The sequence below is a fragment of the Streptomyces sp. N50 genome, assembly GCF_033335955.1.
Taxonomy (GTDB): Bacteria; Actinomycetota; Actinomycetes; order Streptomycetales; family Streptomycetaceae; genus Streptomyces.
The window spans coordinates 1,094,448-1,112,555 of record NZ_CP137550.1; the positions used below are offsets into that span (position 1 = coordinate 1,094,448).

19 protein-coding genes are annotated in these 18,108 nt (G+C 70.5%); 10 read left to right on the forward strand and 9 right to left on the reverse strand.

What is annotated here, in order from left to right:
- Positions 1-111: 111 nt before the first annotated feature.
- Positions 112-1,401, forward strand: coding sequence for a streptophobe family protein (locus R2B38_RS49540; protein ID WP_318022768.1), 1,290 nt, complete (start codon positions 112-114; stop codon positions 1,399-1,401).
- A 31-nt stretch (positions 1,402-1,432) separates the two neighbouring features.
- Complete coding sequence (locus R2B38_RS49545; RefSeq protein WP_318022769.1) at positions 1,433-1,861, forward strand: nuclear transport factor 2 family protein; 429 nt, start codon at positions 1,433-1,435, stop codon at positions 1,859-1,861.
- 51 nt (positions 1,862-1,912) lie between these two features.
- Here the strand turns inward: R2B38_RS49545 and R2B38_RS49550 are convergent, their stop codons facing one another.
- The 4 genes from R2B38_RS49550 to R2B38_RS49565 all read right to left on the reverse strand — a co-directional run bounded on the left by R2B38_RS49550 (position 1,913) and on the right by R2B38_RS49565 (position 6,268).
- Complete coding sequence (locus tag R2B38_RS49550) at positions 1,913-2,890, reverse strand: serine/threonine-protein kinase (protein WP_318022770.1); 978 nt, start codon at positions 2,888-2,890, stop codon at positions 1,913-1,915.
- Positions 2,880-3,431, reverse strand: a complete 552-nt coding sequence (locus R2B38_RS49555; RefSeq protein WP_318022771.1) for a hypothetical protein — start codon at positions 3,429-3,431, stop codon at positions 2,880-2,882. The genes R2B38_RS49550 and R2B38_RS49555 overlap by 11 nt, the downstream gene beginning before the upstream one ends.
- Positions 3,432-3,442: 11 nt before the next feature.
- Positions 3,443-5,785, reverse strand: a complete 2,343-nt coding sequence (locus R2B38_RS49560) for an FHA domain-containing protein (RefSeq protein WP_318022772.1) — start codon at positions 5,783-5,785, stop codon at positions 3,443-3,445.
- Positions 5,786-5,857: 72 nt separating this feature from the next.
- Positions 5,858-6,268, reverse strand: a complete 411-nt coding sequence (locus R2B38_RS49565) for a hypothetical protein (protein ID WP_033280890.1) — start codon at positions 6,266-6,268, stop codon at positions 5,858-5,860.
- A gap of 389 nt (positions 6,269-6,657) precedes the next feature.
- Between R2B38_RS49565 and R2B38_RS49570 the strand changes: the two genes are divergently transcribed.
- Together R2B38_RS49570 and R2B38_RS49575 are read left to right on the forward strand one after the other, a co-directional pair.
- Positions 6,658-7,041 carry a nuclear transport factor 2 family protein gene (locus R2B38_RS49570; RefSeq protein ID WP_318022773.1) on the forward strand — a complete coding sequence of 128 codons (384 nt, stop codon included), beginning with the start codon at positions 6,658-6,660 and terminating at the stop codon, positions 7,039-7,041.
- 75 nt (positions 7,042-7,116) lie between these two features.
- Positions 7,117-7,404 carry a DUF1905 domain-containing protein gene (locus R2B38_RS49575; protein WP_318022774.1) on the forward strand — a complete coding sequence of 96 codons (288 nt, stop codon included), beginning with the start codon at positions 7,117-7,119 and terminating at the stop codon, positions 7,402-7,404.
- On the opposite strand, the gene R2B38_RS49580 is transcribed toward R2B38_RS49575, so the two are convergent.
- Complete coding sequence (locus R2B38_RS49580) at positions 7,394-8,332, reverse strand: AraC family transcriptional regulator (RefSeq protein WP_318022775.1); 939 nt, start codon at positions 8,330-8,332, stop codon at positions 7,394-7,396. The two genes, R2B38_RS49575 and R2B38_RS49580, sit on opposite strands and share 11 nt — an antisense overlap.
- Before the next feature lie 105 nt (positions 8,333-8,437).
- Here R2B38_RS49580 and R2B38_RS49585 point away from each other — a divergent pair, with 105 nt between their 5' ends.
- Positions 8,438-9,421 (forward strand): oxidoreductase, encoded by a 984-nt coding sequence (locus R2B38_RS49585; RefSeq protein WP_318022776.1) that lies wholly within the window; start codon positions 8,438-8,440, stop codon positions 9,419-9,421.
- Positions 9,422-9,436: 15 nt separating this feature from the next.
- Here R2B38_RS49585 and mgrA read toward each other — a convergent pair whose 3' ends face one another.
- Positions 9,437-10,429 carry an L-glyceraldehyde 3-phosphate reductase gene (mgrA, locus tag R2B38_RS49590; RefSeq protein WP_318022777.1) on the reverse strand — a complete coding sequence of 331 codons (993 nt, stop codon included), beginning with the start codon at positions 10,427-10,429 and terminating at the stop codon, positions 9,437-9,439.
- A gap of 126 nt (positions 10,430-10,555) precedes the next feature.
- Here mgrA and R2B38_RS49595 point away from each other — a divergent pair, with 126 nt between their 5' ends.
- Both R2B38_RS49595 and R2B38_RS49600 read left to right on the forward strand, forming a co-directional pair.
- Entirely contained in the window at positions 10,556-11,446 is an 891-nt protein-coding gene (locus R2B38_RS49595; protein ID WP_318022778.1) for a LysR substrate-binding domain-containing protein, read from the forward strand.
- Positions 11,447-11,473: 27 nt separating this feature from the next.
- Positions 11,474-11,989, forward strand: a complete 516-nt coding sequence (locus R2B38_RS49600) for a mycothiol transferase (RefSeq protein WP_033280750.1) — start codon at positions 11,474-11,476, stop codon at positions 11,987-11,989.
- Here the strand turns inward: R2B38_RS49600 and R2B38_RS49605 are convergent.
- Positions 11,971-13,041 carry an adenosine deaminase gene (locus R2B38_RS49605; protein ID WP_318022779.1) on the reverse strand — a complete coding sequence of 357 codons (1,071 nt, stop codon included), beginning with the start codon at positions 13,039-13,041 and terminating at the stop codon, positions 11,971-11,973. The genes R2B38_RS49600 and R2B38_RS49605 overlap by 19 nt on opposite strands.
- 54 nt (positions 13,042-13,095) lie before the next feature.
- Complete coding sequence (locus R2B38_RS49610) at positions 13,096-13,491, reverse strand: VOC family protein (RefSeq protein WP_318022780.1); 396 nt, start codon at positions 13,489-13,491, stop codon at positions 13,096-13,098.
- A gap of 795 nt (positions 13,492-14,286) precedes the next feature.
- On the opposite strand from R2B38_RS49610, the gene R2B38_RS49615 reads away from it, so the two are divergent.
- Complete coding sequence (locus tag R2B38_RS49615) at positions 14,287-15,156, forward strand: putative RNA methyltransferase (RefSeq protein ID WP_318022781.1); 870 nt, start codon at positions 14,287-14,289, stop codon at positions 15,154-15,156.
- Positions 15,157-15,315: 159 nt separating this feature from the next.
- On the forward strand, positions 15,316-16,029 hold the full coding sequence (locus R2B38_RS49620) for a histone-like nucleoid-structuring protein Lsr2 (protein ID WP_318022782.1): 714 nt from the start codon (positions 15,316-15,318) through the stop codon (positions 16,027-16,029).
- A 377-nt stretch (positions 16,030-16,406) separates the two neighbouring features.
- Here R2B38_RS49620 and R2B38_RS49630 read toward each other — a convergent pair whose 3' ends face one another.
- Positions 16,407-16,778 (reverse strand): BlaI/MecI/CopY family transcriptional regulator, encoded by a 372-nt coding sequence (locus R2B38_RS49630; protein ID WP_019057139.1) that lies wholly within the window; start codon positions 16,776-16,778, stop codon positions 16,407-16,409.
- 238 nt (positions 16,779-17,016) lie between these two features.
- On the opposite strand from R2B38_RS49630, the gene R2B38_RS49635 reads away from it, so the two are divergent.
- Positions 17,017-18,105, forward strand: a complete 1,089-nt coding sequence (locus R2B38_RS49635; RefSeq protein WP_318022783.1) for a bile acid:sodium symporter — start codon at positions 17,017-17,019, stop codon at positions 18,103-18,105.
- Positions 18,106-18,108 lie beyond the last annotated feature (3 nt).

Genomic DNA, 18,108 nt, shown 5'->3' on the forward strand with positions numbered 1-18,108 from the left:
CGCTTTATCCACAACGAACCCATTGTGTGCTCGGGTCATGGTCCGCCCGCAAGCCGACGCGGACGGCCCTCCCGGCGGGCGCGCTCCCCCGCCGCTGCTTAGCGTGACCGTGTGACCCCCCGAACCCCCTCTGACCAGGCAGTAGCCCGCCACGGCTGGCTCCAGGCGCTCGGCACGGTGCTGGCAGGCGTGCTCAGCATGGCCTTGGTGTCCGCGCTGGGCCTGTGGGCGGCCGGCGCGACGGACCTCCCGGACGGCGCGTTCCCCCGGGTCGTCACGGCCACGGTGGTGACGGCGGTGGGCGGCACACTGAAACTCACCGGAAACGCGGGCTCCCTGGCCGACACCAAGGCAGGCCTGACGGTCATCCCCCTCTCGGTGACCCTGACCGGCGCCCTGACGACCGCAGCAGGCTTCCTACGGCCCCTGCGGCACCGCGCGGTCGCCTCGGCGGCGGAACTGGCCGGCTGGGCCGCCCGCGTCGCCGTCCTGTGGCTGCTAGCCCTGATCGGACTGGCCCTGGGAGCGCGCCAGAAGTTCTCGATCTCCCTGGGCACCGGAACCCTCGGCGACATCGGCGACCTGCTCGGCACGTCCCCCGAGGTCGGCTTCGAGGCGGACATGGCACAGACGGTGCTGTTCGGACTCCTCTGGCTGGCAGGAGTCCTGATCCTGGCCCTCCTGGTGTCACCGGGCGCACCCCTCCCCGCCCGCCTCCTCCGCTTCCACGCGTCGGTCCGCCCGGCGGCGTTCGCGGTGGTGGCCCTGCTCCTCACCTACGTGGCACTCGGCGTCGTCCTGGCCCTGGTCGTAGCGGCGACCCGCGGCGAAGCCGCCCAGACCTTCGCGCTCATCCTCCTGGGCATGCCGAACCTGGTCTGGCTGGCCCTGACCATCGGCCTGGGCGCCACCTGGAACGGCCGCGTCGACGGCCCCTTCGGCCTCCCCGTCCCCCGCCTCCTGAACGAGGTCCTGCGCACCCCGGACGTCTCCACCCTGAACCTGCGCTCGCTCGCCGCCCACGACAACGGCGTGTGGTGGCTCCTGGTAGTGAACGCGGTCCTGCTCCTCTCGGCCGCCTTCCTGATGGCCGCCCGCTCCCCGGCCCGCGTACGCGCCTGGCAACACGCCGTCCACCTGGCCATCGCCTTCGCCCTCGCGGTCCTCATGATCTGCCTGATCGGCCGGATCTCCGCCCACTACGGCCTCTCCCTCCTCGGCATCGGCGACGTGGGCGGCGGCCTGTCCGGAGACCTGTTCCTGAAGCCGGAGGTGTGGTCGGCGGTGGGTCTGGCGGCGGTGTGGGGGTTGGTGGCGGGATTCCTCGGGGCCCTCTTGGCAAGGCCGGTCCACCGACGGGGCGAGGTGGAAATCCCCGCGCAGCCGCAGCACCGGACATGAGAGTGTGCGCCGAGCCGACGGAAGGACAGACATGGCGCTGACACTCGAAGACCGCCTGGCCATAACGGAGTTGATCGCCCTGCACGGCCACCTGGCCGACGAGGGCGAACTCGACCGCTTGTCCGAGGTGTTCACCCCGGACGTCGAGTACGACCTCACGGACTTCGGCCAGGACACACTCATCGGCCTCACCCAACTCGTGGACGCGGCGCTGGCGTTGGGTGCGGGGAACCCCGTCGCGCACCACGTGACGAACGTGGTGATCGAGGAGCTGCCGGAGGGCCAAGTACGCGCACGGTCAAAGGGGTTGGGCATCAGGACGGACGGCTCGTGCGGATCGGTCACGTACGAGGACACAGTGGTGCGGGTCGAGTCAGGTTGGCGCATCACACGGCGCAGAATCACGGCACGACGCATCCCCCTGAACGGACAGACACCGGGTACTACAGCGCCCCGCTAGGGGCGCGGGGAACTGCGCGACCAGCTACAACGCACCCGCAGCCGAAACACCTCAGTCACGCCTCCTAAAAACCGGCTCCGCCCACCGAGGCGGCTCAGGAGGCCTCCCGTCCCCCACCCCGCCCACCCGCATGTCCACCTCGGTCGCCGCATGCCCAGAAACACCCCCGCGCAACTCCGTCACAAACGCCAGGCAAGACTCGTACCGATCATCAGGACTCTTCGCCAACGCCCTCGCGAAGACCCCGTCGACATGCCCGGGCAGATCACTCCGAGCCTCCCTGACCGCCGGAGGCATGTCGTACTGGTGCGCCCACAACAAGGCCATGTCATCGTCCCGTTGAAACGGCGGCCGCCCGGCCAGCGTCTCGTAGACGACGCACGCCAGCCCGTACACATCACACCGCCCATCGACCGGCCGCCCCGAAATCTGCTCAGGAGCCACATAGTCGAGCGTGCCGACGAACTGCCCGACAGTCGTGAACCCGGTGAGCGACAACGACTTCTTCGTCAGACCGAAGTCGGTGAGGTACACGTGCTCGGGATGATCGCTGTCGGTACCGCGGGCGACCAGAATGTTCCCGGGCTTCACATCCCGGTGGACCAGCCCGTGTTCATGGGCGGCATCCAGCGCGGACGCGACCTGCGTGGCGATGCGTACGGCCGTCGGGAGCCTCAACGGGCCTTCCCTGTCCAGGAGATGACGCAGGTCGCTGCCGGCGACGTAGCGCATGGCGATGTACAGCACCCCGTCCGTCTCCCCCGCCTCGAAGACGGGGACGATGTGCGGATGGTCGATCGCCGCGGCGACCCGGGACTCGTGGGTGAAGCGTTTGCGGAAGGTGTCGTTGCGGGCGAGTTCGGGGGCGAGGAGCTTCAGGGCGACCGTGCGGTCGAGGCGGAGGTCGTGGGCGCGGTAGACGACGGCCATGCCGCCGCGGCCGATCTCGTCCTCGATGCGGTAGCCGGCGATCTGCTGCCCGATCAGTTCGGAGGGGCGGCCGGAGAAGAGGCTCGCGTCACGGGCCATCGGGGCTCACGACCTGGGTGGGGGCGTGCCCGGGGTCGGCCGGTTCGGCGCGGGGACCGTCGTCCGAGGCGTAGGTGCTGAGGCGGGTGCCGTCGCCGTACACCCAGCGCTCGTGGTCGGAGTCGTAGAGCCAGACGGATTCGCCGTCGACGACCACGCCGATCCGCAGGCCCTTGGTGCGGGCCTGGAAGGACGCACCGTCCAGGCCGCCGCCCGCGAGATCCTCCACCGCGCTGCGGTAGCGGGCCAGGGCCTGTTCGGCGCGGGCGAGCAGCGGGCGCGGGTCGGCGGTGCGGGTGAGCGGGCCGCCCGCGGCCGGCGGGTCCTGGGAGACGGCGATCAGATGGCGGCCGTCGACCCAGGCCGACCAGCCGTTGGAGCACAGGGCGTGGGCCCAGTCCCCGCGCCGTTCCAGCAGCTGCACCGGAAGCAGCGCGTCGAGCGGCACGGTGGGGCGGGCCGGGTCCGGGGCCTCCCAGGCGGGCATCCCGTGCTCGGGGACGACGTGCGTGGGCCGGAAGCCGGGGGGTGGGAGCGTCATCGTGGCGGCCCCTACTTCCGCATCACGGCGGGTTCGTGGCGCCGCAGCAGCCGGGACACCAGGAAACCGAAGAGCAGCGACAGCACGACCAGCATGCCCATGTTGAGCAGCCACACCCCGGCCGAGTGCCGGAACATCGGATCGCCGGTCAGCTCGCCCGGCACGATCCGGGCCAGCCCGATGGTGCCGGCCATCCCGCCGAGCGCCCACCGGGAGGGCACCAGCCAGGACAGCTGTTCCAGACCGGGTACGCCGTGCAGCTTCAACAGGGCGCCGCAGAACACCACTTGGACGATGGCGAGCAGCACCAGCAGCGGCATCGTCACCTCCTCCTTGCGCACCATCGCGGAGACCAGCAGCCCGAGCATCATCGCGGTGAAGGACAACAGGGCGACGGCTACGGTGATTTCGATCAGGGGCGGCATCAACACCCCTTTGCCGCCGGGCGCGTTGAGGTCGACGCCGAACAGTCCGACCAGGGTGAGCACCACGGCCTGCGCCACGGTGATCGCGCCCAGGACGACGACCTTGGAGAGCAGATACGCCGATCTGGACAGGCCGACGGCTCTCTCGCGCCGGTAGATCGCGCGCTCCTTGACGAGTTCGCGCACGGCGTTGGCCGCACCGGTGAGCACGCCGCCGACGCACAGGATGAGCAGCGCGTTCATCGCCGTCTCCCGGGTCAGCTCGCTCCCGGCCAGCGCGCGGGCCATCGCACCCATGACGAACGGCAGCGCGATCATGATGACGAGGAAGGTCCGGTCGGCGGCGAGGGCGGCGGTGTACCGGCGCACCAGCGTGCCGAGTTGAGCACTGCGGCTGCGCGGCCGGGGCGGCGGCGGGGCCGTGGCGACCGGGCCCGAACCCAACTGGTGCGGCTGCGCGGTCGAGTTGGCGATGTACTGGCGCTGGAAGGGGGATTCCCTGAACTCCCCCGCCCAGTCCCGCTCTTGATCCCGCTCGAAGGCCTCGAACGCCTCCGGCCAGTGCTCGAAGCCGAAGAAGGCGAGGGCGTCGTCGGGCGGCCCGTAGTAGGCGACCTTGCCGCCGGGCGCGAGCACCAGGAGCCGGTCGCACACGTCGAGGCTGAGGACGCTGTGGGTGACGACGATGACGGTACGGCCGTCGTCGGCGAGGCCGCGCAGCATGTGCATCACCGAACGGTCCATGCCGGGGTCGAGTCCTGAGGTCGGTTCGTCGAGGAAGAGCAGCGAGGGTTTGGTCAGCAGCTCCAGGGCCACGCTGACGCGCTTTCGCTGGCCGCCGGAGAGGCTGTGCACGGGCTGCGTCGCCCGTTGTTCGAGGCCCAGTTCCCGTACGACCTCCTCGACCCTGGCCTGCCGTTCGGCCTTGGCGGTGTCCTGCGGGAAGCGGAGTTCGGCCGCGTAGGACAGGGCGCTGTGCACGGTCAGCTGGGCGTGCAGGATGTCGTCCTGCGGGACCAGGCCGATGCGCTGGCGCAGTTCGGCGTAGTCGCGGTAGAGGTCGCGGCCGTCGTAGAGCACGGTGCCGCGGTCGGCGGGGCGCTGGCCGGTGAGGGCGTTGAGCAGGGTGGACTTGCCGGCGCCGCTGGGTCCGACGACGGCGAGCAGGCATTTCTCGCCGACCGGGAACGACACCTGGTCGAGAAGGACCTTGCGGCCCCGGTCGACAGCCACGGTGAGGTCCTGTACGTCGAGGGAGACCTCGCCCGTGTCGACGTACTCCTGGAGCTGGTCGCCGACGAGACAGAACGCGGAGTGTCCGATGCCGACGATGTCACCCGGCCCGACCGGGGCCCGGGCGACGGGCTGGCCGTTGAGATAGGTGCCGTTGTGGCTGCCGAGGTCGACGATCTCGTACGTCCCGTCCGGCATGGCGCGCAGCTCGGCGTGGCGGCGGGAGACGATCAGGTCGTCCACGACGAGGTCGTTGTCGCCGGCCCGGCCGATGCGGACCGTACGGCTGGGCAGCGGTCGTACGGTCGTCGGCTGCCGGAAAGTGCCGGTGAAGGCGGGCATGGACACGGCCGAGGGGCGTTCCGGGGCCGGGGCGGGGCGGTCGGCCAGGGTGACGCACGGGCCGTCGGCCGGGTTGCCGAAGCGGATCACGCTGCCGGGGCCGACGCCCCACTCCTCGACGCGACGGCCGTCGGCATAGGTGCCGTTCGTGCTGTGCTCGTCCTCCAGCGTCCAGTGGCCGGCCTCGGGCCGCAGGACCGCGTGGTGCCAGGAGACGCGGGCGTCGTCGATGACGATGTCGCTGAGGGGGTCGCGGCCGACGTGGTAGTCGCGGCCCGGGGTCATGACCGTGGAGCCCGATTCCGTCTCCAGGAGGAGTTCGGGTGCGGTCGGCGCGTTCGGCCGCTCTGACATGCCCCGAATTCTACCGATTCGTTCACCTGTGCGCCCGGTCAGCGGTCAGGGGCGTGCGGTGGTCGACACGTGTCAGGCGACGGGGACGACCAGTGCCGGAACGGTCCGCTGCATCCGGAGGGCGTCTACCGATTCGGCGAGCAGCTCGTACTCGGTGGTCTCGTCGCTGATGGCGATCTGCACGAGCCGTCCGGCTGCCAACTCGTAGGCCACCTGCTCCTGTTGACCCACGTCACGCGACCAGGTGCGTAACGCGCGGGGCACGTCGGGGGCGGTGTCCGAAACCGGTACCAGGGCACCACGGGGAAAGCGCGGGTTCTCCGGTTGCGGGTCGAGCCGGTCGGCCATCCACACCGCGCGGTCCCGTAACCACCACAGGGCGAGCGCCAGGGTGGGAGCGCGGTAGGTTCCCAAGGGCACCCCGACGCGCTGTCCGCCGCAGGTACCGTACGCGGTGACATGGCACAGGAATTCGTCGTGCACGATCACTCCCCCGTCGCGTGTCGATTGCCGGTCGGGCCTCGCTTTCCATGCGGCTCTAATGGGCGGCTCGGGTGGCTCAGGTGGTGCGCACGATGGCGGATTTGCCTCGTGAAGTCATGCCCGGGCACGCGTGAAGTCATGCCCTAGCAGACGAGTATGTTCACTCCTGAAACACTGTCACCACGACTTTTTAGCCACTCTCTTGGCATATTCACAGCCTTGGTTGGCCGAAAAGCTTCGTAGCCCGTTTTGCGGGGTTCTCCCGCCGCCATTACCCGAGGGGTAATCGACGCCTCCCGCGCGCCCCGGCAGGGTGGGGTCACCGGGTCGGCAGGCATCGGATCCGGTCCCTGACCAGTACGAACAACCTCGCTGGAGGCTGATTCAGCATGTCCGTGAACACCGACCGATACGAGAGCGCCGTCGCCCGCTACTTCGAGGCCTGGAACGCGGGCGAACCGGAGGCGCTGGCGAAGGCGGTCGCCGCCGCCTGGTCCGTCGAGGGTACGTACACCGACCCGCTGGCGTCAGTCACCGGCCACGCGGAGATCGCGGGGCTGATCGCCGGGGCGCACGAGCAGTTCCCCGGGTTCGCCTTCCGTCCGCTGGGCGCCGTCGACGGGCACCACGAAACCGTCCGCTTCGCTTGGGAGTTGGTGAGCGGAGCCGACGGCTCGGCGCCCGTCGCCGGGTTCGACGTGATCACGCTGGACGGGGACGGCCGTATCCGCTCCGTGCTCGGTTTCCTCGACCGGGTGCCTGCCGGGGCCTGAGGGTCGGCGTCCGCGATGAGTTTTCCCGCTCGGGGTGGTCTCTTGTACCGCAGGCCATCCCGAGCGGAGGACATCATGAGTACCGGCACCCCGTTGAACGAGGAATTCACCGCCGAATTGATCAAAAGCCCGAACGACGGCGGCTGGACCTATCTCGTCTGGCCCGGGTCCGTCGCTTTCTTCGGCACCCGCGGTCTGGTCAAGGTCCGCGGCACGATCGACGGACACCCTTTCCGCAGTTCGTTCATGGCCCTCGGCGACGGCACCCACAAACTCCCCGTGAAAGCCGATCTTCGAAAGGCCATCGCCAAAGGCGAAGGCGATCAGGTCACCGTCCGCCTCGAAGAACGGCTCAGCTCCTAGCCAGGGCTTCTTCGCGATAGCGTCGCGGTGCCACCCCGACCGCCCGCTTGAAGGCGTTGCTGAAGGCGCTCTCGGAGGTGTAGCCGACGGAACGGGCGAGCGCGCCGACCGGGGCGGCGTCCTGGCGCAGGGCCCGGGCGGCAAGATTCATCCGCCAATTGAGCAGGTAGGTCAGGGGCGGCACACCGGCCGCCTCCTTGAACCGTACGGCGAACGTCGTGCGGGACATCGCGGCCGCCCGTGCCAGCTCCTCCAGCTGCCAGGGGTGGGCGGGGTCGCCGTGCATCAGCCGCAGCGCGGGGGCGAGGCGTTCGTCGGCGAGGGCGCGCAGCCAGCCGGGCGGCAGCCCGTCCGAGTCGGTCAGACAGACCCGCAGCACCTGCACGAACATCAGCTGCGCCAGCTGCGCCGAGACGAACTCGACCCCGGCCCGGCGTGTGCGCATCTCGGCCGCCAACTGCCCGATGAGCCACCGCAGTACACCGGCTTCGGGCGAGTCCGCGCGCACGTGCACGAGCTCCGGCAGCGCCCGCCGCAGCAGGTCCCCCCGGTCGCGGCTCAGGTCGATGTGCCCGGACACACAGGCGACGTCCACCGCGTCGCCCTGCCCGAGCCGGCCCATCCGGGTCGCCGGGTCCATGACGACGTCCGCGGAGTCGGTCGGCGCGACGCCGGGCCGGCTGCACAGGGTGTACGGCTGGCCGCCGTCGGAGATCACGACGTCCCCCTCGGCGAGCCGCAGGGGCTCACCGCCGTGCCGGACCAGCAGACAGCCGCCCTGCACCACGGCGTTCACCTTCAGCCGGTCGCGTCCGCGCAGCTCGATGGCCCAGTCGCCGCCGGCCGTGAAGCCGCCGGAGAACACGCTGCGGGCATCGGCGACGGCAAGGGCGTCGGAGAGGGGGTCTGAGAGGGGATCCACGACCATGTTCGAACTATCACGCAAGTTATGCGGATTCTCAAGTATTCATCGTACGGATCGGTCGACCTACGGTGATCTCAACAGCTCAAGCTGATGAGGGAGAGAGCAGACATGACCACCGCACAGCAGCCCCTGAATTCCGGCTTCGGCGCCTCGACCACCGCCGAGGAGGTGATCAAGGGCGTCGATCTGACCGGCAAGGTCGCGATCATCACCGGCGGCTACTCCGGCATCGGCCTGGAGACGGCCCGCGTGCTGCACGGCGCCGGGGCCAAGATCGTCGTACCCGCGAGGGACGTGGAGCGGGCCAGGACGGCGCTCGCGGTCCTCCCCGGAACCGAGGTCGAGCACATGGACCTGCTGGACCCGGCGTCCATCGACGCGTTCGCGGAGAAGTTCCTGGCCTCCGGGCGTCCGCTGCACCTCCTGGTGAACAACGCCGGGATCATGGCGACCCCGCTGGCGCGGGACGCGCGCGGCTACGAGTCGCAGTTCGCCGCCAACCACCTCGGACACTTCCAGCTGACCACCAAGCTGTGGCCCGCACTGGTCGCGGCCAACGGCGCGCGGGTCGTGGTCCTGTCGTCGCGGGGCATCCGCTTCGCCGGCGTCGACTTCGAGGACCTGCAGTTCGAGCACAGGAAGTACGAGCCCTTCCTCGCCTACGGCCAGTCCAAGACGGCCAACGCCCTGTTCGCCGTCGAGGTGGACCGGCGCGGACAGGCCGAGGGCATCCGGGCGTTCGCGGTGCACCCGGGCCTGATCATCGACACTGGCCTGGTCAAGCACCTCGACCCGGCCGCGCTCCAGGCCGCGGGCGCGCTCGACGCCGAGGGCAAGCCGATCCGTGACCCCGAGCGCCAGATGAAGACCGTGCAGCAGGGCGCGGCCACCAGCGTCTGGTGCGCGACCAGCCCCCAACTCGACGGTCTCGGCGGGGTCTACTGCGAGAACGTCGACATCAGCCCGCTGCTCGCCCCCGAGGACGAGGCCGCCTGGGCCGGCGGGGACACCACCCCAGGGGTGCTGTCCCGCGCCGTGGACCCGCAGGCGGCGGCCCGTCTCTGGGAGGTCAGCGAGCGGCTCACGGCCTGACGGCCGTGCGGTGCCCTACGGCTTGATGATCGCGTCGATGCTGGCCAGCTCGTCGGCGTCGAAGTCCAGGTTGCGGGTGGCCGCGACGCTGTCCTCGATCTGCTGCGCGCTGCTCGCACCGACCAGCGCGGAGGTGACCCGGCCACCGCGCAGCACCCAGGCGAGGGCGAGCTGGGCGAGGGTCTGACCGCGTCCCTTGGCGATGTCGTTCAGGGCGCGGAGCTGGCCGACCAGGTCCTCGGTGACCGCGTCCGAGTTCAGGAACGGGCTGTCGCTCGCCGCCCGGGACCCCTCCGGGATGCCGTCGAGGTAGCGGGAGCTGAGCAGCCCCTGCTCCAGCGGGGAGAAGACGATCGACCCGACCTGGAGCTCGTCCAGGGCGTCGAGCAGGCCCTCGTCCTCGGGGCGGCGGTCGAGCATCGAGTAGCGCGGCTGGTGGATGAGGAGCGGGGTGCCCAGCTCGCCGAGGATGCGGGCGGCCTCCCGGGTCTGCTCCGCCGAGTAGTTGGAGATGCCGACGTAGAGCGCCTTGCCCTGCTGGACGGCCGAGTGCAGGGCGCCCATCGTCTCCTCCAGGGGAGTCTCCGGGTCGGGGCGGTGCGAGTAGAAGATGTCGACGTAGTCCAGGCCCATGCGACTGAGGCTCTGGTCCAGCGAGGACAGCACGTACTTGCGCGAACCCCACTCGCCGTAGGGGCCGGGCCACATCAGATAGCCGGCCTTGGTGGAGATCACCAGCTCGTCGCGGTACGACCCGAAGTCCGCCTTCAGCGCCTCACCGAGGGCGGACTCGGCGGCGCCGGGGGGCGGGCCGTAGTTGTTGGCCAGGTCGAAGTGGGTGACGCCGAGGTCGAAGGCGCGGCGCAGGATGGCGCGCTGGGCGTCGACCGGGCGGTCGGGCCCGAAGTTGTGCCACAGGCCGAGCGAGATCGCGGGCAGCTTCAGACCGCTGCGTCCGGTGCGCCGGTAGGGCAGGTCCGCGTAGCGGTCGGGGTGTGCGGTGTACAACGCGACTCCAGAGGGGTTGGCACACGGGATACCGGTTCCAGGGAACCACCGCCCACTCTGTCGTGACCTGCGGGCAGTGGTCCAACAGAAGAATCCGATGGAATTCAGCGGTTACGCTTCTCAATCATGGAGCTGCGTCATCTTCAGCATTTCATCGCCGTCGCCGAGGACCACCACTTCACCCGCGCGGCCGAGCGGCTGATGGTGTCCCAGTCGGGCCTGTCGGCGTCGATCCGCGCCCTGGAGCGGGAGTTGCAGACCCCGCTGTTCGTCCGTACCACCCGCCGGGTCACGCTCACGGAGGCCGGCCGGGCGCTGCTCGGCGAGGCGGAGCGCATTCTGGCGCAGGTCCGCTCGGCGCACGAGGCGGTGGCCGCGGTGCAGGGTGTCCTGCGCGGCACGCTGTCCCTGGGCACCGAGCAGTGCATCGCCGGGGTGCATGTGGCGGGCCTGCTCGCCGCGTTCCGGCGTCGCCATCCCGACGTGGAGATCCGCCTGCGGCAGGCGGGTTCGGGCGCGTTGGCGGAGGAGGTCGCGGCCGGTCGCCTGGACCTGGCGTTCGCGTACCGCACCCAGGCGGACACCGACCAGCTCCGCTCCGTATCCCTCACCAGTGAGCCGATGACCGTGCTGTGCCATCCCAGCCACCGGCTCGCGGAGACCGGCGCGGCGGTCACTCCGGAGGACCTCGGCGGCGAGGTCTTCGTGGACTTCCACCCGGACTGGGCCTCGCGCCGCACCACGGACGCGGTCTTCGCGGCGGCGGGCGTACGGCGGACGGTCGCGCTGGAGGTCAACGACGTACACAGCCTCCTCGACCTGATCGACGAGAACCTCGGCATCGCGGTGGTCCCCCAGCACTTCCGCCACAAGCGCGAGCCCCTCACCGCGCTCCCCCTCAAGGGGACGGGCGAGGAGGTCTACGAGACGGTGGCCCTGCTCCCGCCCCCGCAGGCCACCAGTCCGGCGGCCCGGGCCCTGATGACGATCCTGGAAACCGACACTCCGGCCGCATGACGCACGCCGATGCGCGATGGTGGTCGTATGCATGCCAACGACATCCTCATTGACGCGTACGGCCGCATCCAGGAAGAAGTCCATGCCGCGGTCGACGGTCTCACCCCTGACCAACTGCACGCGCGCGTGGCCCCCGACGCCAACTCCATCGCCTGGCTGGTCTGGCACCTCACCCGCGTCCAGGACGACCATGTCGCCGACGCCGCGGGACTCGACCAGGTGTGGCTGACCCAGGGCTGGGAGAAGCGCTTCGGCCTCGACCTGCCGCCCGAGGACACGGGCTACGGCCACACCTCGGCGAAGGTCGGCAAGGTGCGGGTCGAGTCGGCCGGGCAGCTGACCGGGTACTACGACGCCGTCCACGACCAGACGCTCGCGTATCTGCGCGGGCTGACCCCCGAGGACTACGAGCGGATCGTGGACGAGCGCTGGGACCCGCCGGTCACGCTGGGCGTGCGGCTGGTCAGCGTCCTGTCCGACGATCTCGAACACGTCGGACAGGCCGCGTACGTACGGGGGTTGCTTCAGAGCGCGGAGGCGTAACCCGGCAGGACGATGCCCTCGATGAGGGCCTTGCGCTCGTCGTACGGGATGAACGCGCTCTTCAGGGCGTTCACCGTGACGGTGCGCAGGTCCTCGACCGTCCAGCCCGCTTCCTCCACCAGAAGCGACATCTCGCGCGTCATCGTCGTACCGGACACCAGCCGGTTGTCGGTGTTGAGGGTGACGCGGAAGCCGAGGTCCTTCAGGGCGGTGATGGGGTGCTCGGCGATCGAACTGGCCGCGCCCGTCTGGAGGTTGGAGGTCGGGCACATCTCCAGGGCGATACGACGGTCACGCACCCAGCCCGCGAGCCGGCCGAGCTTGCCGTCCACGATGTCCTCGGTGATGCGGACGCCATGACCGATGCGCTGGGCGCCGCACACCTGAAGTGCCTGGTGGATGCTGGGCAGTCCGTGCGCCTCGCCCGCGTGGATCGTGAACGGCACGCTCTCGCGGCGCAGGTGCTCGAACGCGGCGAGGTGGTCGGCGGGCGGGAAGCCGTCCTCGGCACCGGCGATGTCGAAGCCGACGACACCGGCGTCGCGGAAGGCCACCGCGAGGTCGGCCGCCTCGGCGACCCGGTCGAACATCCGCATCCCGCACAGCAACGTCCGCACCTGGACCGGCGTTCCGGCCGCGGCGGCCTTGGCCATACCGGCGGCGAGCCCCTCCTGGACGGTCTCGACGACCTCGGCCAGCGTGAGCTCACCGTTGGTGTTCAACTCGGGTGCGTAGCGCACCTCCCCGTAGACGACACCGTCGGCCGCGAGGTCGAGGACGTACTCCTCGGCGGTACGCAGCAGCCCCTCGCGGTTCTGCATCACGGCGAGGGTGTGCTCGAAGGTCGCGATGTAGCGCACCAGATCACCGGAGTTGGCGGCGTCGAAGTACCAGGCGGCCAGCTCGTCCGGGTCGGTGGTGGGCAGGGTGTGCCCGACCGTCTCCGCGAGCTCCACCACGGTGGCGGGGCGCAGACCGCCGTCGAGGTGGTCGTGCAGCACGGCCTTGGGAAGCTGGCGGAGGATGTCGGCGTCTATGCGCGTAGATGACATGTGCGGTGGTTCCTCGGTCGTCGTTCGGTGAGCGGGGTGGGTCCGTGCGGGAGTTCAGGCGGCGGGCTGGAGGAGGTCCCAGCGGTTTCCGTACAGGTCCTGGAAGACGGCGACGGAACCGTACGGCTCGTGCCGCGGCTCCTCCAGGAAGGTCACGCCCGCGGCGAGCATACGGGCGTGATCGCGGGCGAAGTCGTCGGTGTGGAGAAAGAACCCGACACGGCCGCCGGTCTGGTCGCCGACCCGGGCCCCTTGATCCTCGCCCTTGGCGCGGGCGAGCAGCAGCCCGGTACCGACCCCGTCCGCACCGGGCGGCGCCACGACGACCCAGCGGGAGCCGTCGGGACGGGGCGCGTCCTCGACGAGACGGAAGCCGAGGGCTTCGGTGTAGAAGCGGATCGCCTCGTCGTAGTCGTCGACGACGAGGGTGACCAGGGCAATACGGCTCATCGGGGGTCTCCGTGCGGGTTCCGGTCGAGGGGATTGACGGGTGAGGTTATACGTAAAACGTCGCTCACGCCAGTCGGATTCGGAGGGGGTGGGGCGGCGGGGCTTCCGGAGTGGCGGGGAGTTGCGGGCGGCTCGGCGAATGGGCAGGTCAGCGGGGTGTTGTTGTGATGCCGGGTGAGGTCGGAGGACGGGGTGGACGCGCGGGGCGGCGGGCGGCGGGGCATTACGGATACGCGGGTGAGCCTTGGTCGGTCCGGCAGGGGCGTGGGGAGGACGCACAGGATCGGCGGGGCGCAACGGACACCGGATCGACTTGGTCAACCCGGCAGACACGTGGGACGGACGCACAGGGTCAACGAAACGTGACGGATACCAAGCGGGCACGCGCTCGACCTCGCAGACGCGCGCGGCAGACACACGGAGACGGCGGAACGTGACAGACACCGGATCGACTTGGACAACCCGGCAGACACGTGGGACAGACGCACAGGGTCAGAGTCAGCGGAACGTGACGGATACCGGCTGGGGTCGGTCGGCTCGGCCGCCTCTCCCCACATCGACGGCCTGAGCGGTCTCGCCGATGCTCGTAGACTCACGGCGTGGCATTCACGAGCACCCCGCACTGCTTCCTGTAGCCGGAAGGCGTTGAGGGCGAGGCCGGACGGCGTCGCCCTCCTTGGTGTGCCTGCTGCGTGAACAGCGTTTCCGGCGCTGCCCGTTCCTGCTTGAGGCAGTGACGTTCCGAGCGCGCGGACAGGCACGGTCCCTTCCTTTCGCCCTTGCCAGGAGCGCCTCGTGCCTACGTCGTTTCCCCCTGCCCTCGATCTCTCCCTCGACCTGCTGCGCTGCCCGACGTGCCGCGCGCGCAGCCTGCACCGCGACCGCGGCGCGCTGCGGTGTCCGGCGGGCCACACCTTCGACATCGCCCGCCACGGCTACGCCGGCCTGTTGACGGGTGCCCGTGCCACCAGCGGCGACGACGCGGCCATGGCCCAGGCCCGGGCACGGTTCCTGTCGACCGGCGCGTACGCGCCCATCCGTAAGGCCGTTGCCCGGCTGGCGGCCGACTCCGCGCCTGAGCGGGCCACGGTCGTGGATGTCGGGTGCGGCACGGGCTACTACCTGGCCGGCGTGCTCGATCAGCTGCCCGGCGCCCGCGGTCTGGGGCTGGACACGTCGGTGCGTGCGTTGCGCTCGGCGGCGCGTGCCCATGAACGGGCCGCCGCACTGGCCTGGGACGTCTTCCGCCCCCTCCCGCTGGCCGACGGAGTGGCCGAGGTCGTGCTGGACGTGTTCGCCCCGCGCAACCCGGTCGAGTTCCACCGAGTACTGCGCCCGACCGGCCGGTTGATCGTGGTCCGGCCCACCAGGCGGCACCTGGCCGAGCTGCGCGGCCGGGTGCCCGCGATGGTCACGATCGACCCGGCCAAGGAACAACGCCTGCACCGGGCGCTGGATCCCTACTTCGAGGCCGCCGTCACCGAACAGGTCGAGTACACCGCGCCCTTGACCGGGCAGGAGGCCCTCGACCTGGTCGGGATGACGCCGAGCGCACGCCACTTGAGCCATGCGGACCTCAGCGGTGCCGGACCCTTGCCCGACCACGTCACCGTCTCCGTACTGGCCACGGCCTACCGGCCTCGGTGCCGACAAGCAGGAGCATGAGCCTGTTGATCCCCGGAGGGATGGGCCATGCGAGACGTTCCGGCTCTGACGGGCGACGCGGAAACTCCTTCCGCGTCCGTCATTGTCAGTGGTCCCGCCTACGGTTCCGGGTGGGCGTGCTCCGCGTGAAGGCACATCCCGCCGGAGGGGAGACCACACGTGAGCGATATTCCGATGCACGAGTCAGGAGACGTACGAACGGCCTGGGGTCGGATCACCGCCTGGCTCGAGCGGAACGACCCTGAGGCATTCGCCGCACTCGGCGGCCCGGGTAGTCCGACAGCCATTGCCGAAGCCGAACTGCGCATGGGTGTGGAGCTGCCGGGAGAGATGCGGCAGTGGCTGCTGACGACCGACCTCGATGCCGGCAGGCAACCCGATGGCCGATCGTGTCTGGTGGCGCTGGGGTGCGGGGCAGTCATCCCCAGCGGCCATCTCCTTCTGGGACTGACAGACATCCAACGGGTCCACCTCAGCCAGCTGGGCCTGGAGGAGACGCAGCCGTCCGAAAACCCCGACCATCCGTTCTGGCGCCGTGAGTGGGTGCCTGTCGCCGCGGAGCGCGACGGTCTCTACGGAACGTTCCTGGACACGCTCACCGGAACCGTCGGAACGTGGGCTGAAGCGCACGGTCCCGAGGAGGACGTGTACCCCTCGTTGTCCGCGTTCCTCCAGGAGACAGCGGACCAGCTGGAAGGGGCCTCCTCGGGAGACTGGAGAGGCCCCGGCAGGTCCGCTGGACTCCGTGAACTCGATCCCCGCCCGGAAGACGAGCCGATACGCCTCTGGGCACGCGCCAACGGCTATCTCGTAAATGACCGTGGTCGTATCCCTGGGCCCGTCCGCGAGGCCTACGAGGCATCACGAAGGTGAGCCCCGCTCCGCAGGCCGATGGCGGCCGGCCCAACCCCAGAGCACGGCCTGCCGGCCGGCCGCAGCAACTGGGGTACACCGGGATCTGGACGTCGATGGCGTCGGCGTGCGCGGCGGCGACTTCCGCCACCGAGATCTCACGGTCCAGCACCCGATGAATCGCGGCCAGGTCCATGCGCAACTCGCCCAGTGTGCGCAGGAGTTCCGGACGAAGCAGGGCGTCGAGGTCGTAGAGCCGATGACCGGCGGGAGAGCTCCCCGATCGAGGAGAGGGTCGTGGCGTCCATGTCCCTCACCACTCTGCGGTCTCCACTCACTGGAGACTCAAGGCCTTTCCCCGCCGTCCCCGACCGGGACGCCTTCCGAGTCGCCGGACTTCACGCCTCCCCGGATTCCAGCAGGTCCCGCAGCACCCGCTCGTCATCAGGACTGAGCTGAGCGACGAACCGGGCCAGCACCGTCTCCCGGTCCCCGTCCCGGTCGAGTTCCGTGTGCATCCGCCGCGCGGTGAGCCCCTGCGCGTCCTGCACCGGAAAGTACGCGTACCCGCGCCCCTGCCGACGGCGCTCCACGACGCCCTTGTCGTGCAGCCGGGTCAGGATCGTCGTCACCGTGGTGCGGGCCAGGCCCGTGTCGAGGCTCAGCTGCACCTCACCGGGGGTCTGCGGGTCGCCGGCGGCCCAGAGGGCGGCCATGACGGTGGCCTCCAGCTCACCCGCCGGTCGGCGTTCGTCCTTCTCGTCGGCCATGGGAACGATCCTCACCCCGTCTTCGTCTACAGTTCAGTAGACCGTCTACAGAATTGTAGTCACTCGGGTGCCGTCTCGTCACCGCGCCCGTGTGTCCGTCTCCGCCCGCCCATTATGGAAGGACCGTCGACGATGACCGCAGGGCTCGGCTCACTCATCCCCGCGCGCGTGTCGACGAGCTTCCACGCGATACCGGCGCTCCGTCTCCGCCCAGGTCCTACGACGGAAGAGCGCCACGATGTGTCCCCAGCCATCCGGGATCCCCGCCGGGTTTCCCTCCGTACGCCGCCTGCTCGCCCTGCTCCGCCGCCACCTGGGCCGAGCCGTCGCCGTGACGTACCTCGCCGCGGCGGTGCTGCCAGGACCCGGCCTGTGGCTCCGGCACCCGCACGCGACGGGCATCGCCGAACTGCCCCTGCGGACACCCCAGTTACTCCTCGCCCTGGTTCTGTTCGGCGCCGGCCTCCAGGTGCCGCTGCGTGAACTGCGGCTGCTGCTTCGGCGCCCCGCCGCCCTGCTCGCGGGCCTCGCGCTGCACATCCTGGTGCCGCTGCTGATCGTCCCCGGGGTGGCCCTCGCGCTGCGGCTGTCGCCGGACCACGACGGCGGCAGCGGGATGATCGCCGCGATGATCCTGGTCGTCGCCATGCCGGTGGCCGCCGGGGCGACGGTGTGGACCGCGAAGGGGGACGGCGACCAGCCCACCGCGGTGGGCCTGGTGCTCGCCTCCACTCTCGTCAGCCCGCTCACCGTCCCGCTCACCCTGGCCGTCCTGTGCCCGCTGCTCCAGGGCGACTACGCGGGCAGACTCGCCGTCGCCGCCCACTCGGCCGGGAACGCCTTCGCCCTCACCTCGGTCGTCCTGCCGTGCGCGGCGGGCATCCTGTGCCGACTCGCGCTGCCCCGGCGCGCGCGGGACAGACTCATCGGGGTGGCCGTCCCCGCCGCGCTCCCGGGTTCACTGCTGCTGACGTACGTCAACGCGAGCGGGGTGCTCGGCCCCTTCCTGCGCCACCCGCGCCCGGTGCTCCTGCTGGCCGCGCTCGGTGTCGCCGCGACGGTGTGCGGCCTGTCCTTCACCCTGGGCCGGGTGGCCGCGCGGGTACTGCGCCTCGACGCCCGGGCCGGCGCCTCGGTGACGCTGGCCTGCGGGATGAACAACAGCAGCGCGAGCGCGGTACTGATCACGACGACCCTGCCCGACCGCCCGCACATCCTGCTGCCGGTGCTGGCGTACGGGCTGCTGCAGAAGGTGGCCGCCGGACGGGTGGTCCGCATGGGGCGGGAGCCGAACCCGGCGCCGGCCCGCGTCCGGCAGGCGAAGTAAGGG

Coding starts and splice junctions, on each gene's coding strand:
- R2B38_RS49555 (WP_318022771.1), bottom strand. CDS start 3,431: ATGACGCTCCCACCCCCCGGCTTCCGGCCCACGCACGTCGTCCCCGAG.
- R2B38_RS49545 (WP_318022769.1), top strand. CDS start 1,433: ATGGCGCTGACACTCGAAGACCGCCTGGCCATAACGGAGTTGATCGCC.
- R2B38_RS49585 (WP_318022776.1), top strand. CDS start 8,438: ATGACCACCGCACAGCAGCCCCTGAATTCCGGCTTCGGCGCCTCGACC.
- R2B38_RS49605 (WP_318022779.1), bottom strand. CDS start 13,041: ATGTCATCTACGCGCATAGACGCCGACATCCTCCGCCAGCTTCCCAAG.
- R2B38_RS49580 (WP_318022775.1), bottom strand. CDS start 8,332: ATGGTCGTGGATCCCCTCTCAGACCCCCTCTCCGACGCCCTTGCCGTC.
- R2B38_RS49560 (WP_318022772.1), bottom strand. CDS start 5,785: ATGTCAGAGCGGCCGAACGCGCCGACCGCACCCGAACTCCTCCTGGAG.
- R2B38_RS49635 (WP_318022783.1), top strand. CDS start 17,017: ATGTGTCCCCAGCCATCCGGGATCCCCGCCGGGTTTCCCTCCGTACGC.
- R2B38_RS49600 (WP_033280750.1), top strand. CDS start 11,474: ATGCATGCCAACGACATCCTCATTGACGCGTACGGCCGCATCCAGGAA.
- R2B38_RS49570 (WP_318022773.1), top strand. CDS start 6,658: ATGTCCGTGAACACCGACCGATACGAGAGCGCCGTCGCCCGCTACTTC.
- R2B38_RS49630 (WP_019057139.1), bottom strand. CDS start 16,778: ATGGCCGACGAGAAGGACGAACGCCGACCGGCGGGTGAGCTGGAGGCC.
- R2B38_RS49550 (WP_318022770.1), bottom strand. CDS start 2,890: ATGGCCCGTGACGCGAGCCTCTTCTCCGGCCGCCCCTCCGAACTGATC.
- R2B38_RS49595 (WP_318022778.1), top strand. CDS start 10,556: ATGGAGCTGCGTCATCTTCAGCATTTCATCGCCGTCGCCGAGGACCAC.
- R2B38_RS49610 (WP_318022780.1), bottom strand. CDS start 13,491: ATGAGCCGTATTGCCCTGGTCACCCTCGTCGTCGACGACTACGACGAG.
- R2B38_RS49575 (WP_318022774.1), top strand. CDS start 7,117: ATGAGTACCGGCACCCCGTTGAACGAGGAATTCACCGCCGAATTGATC.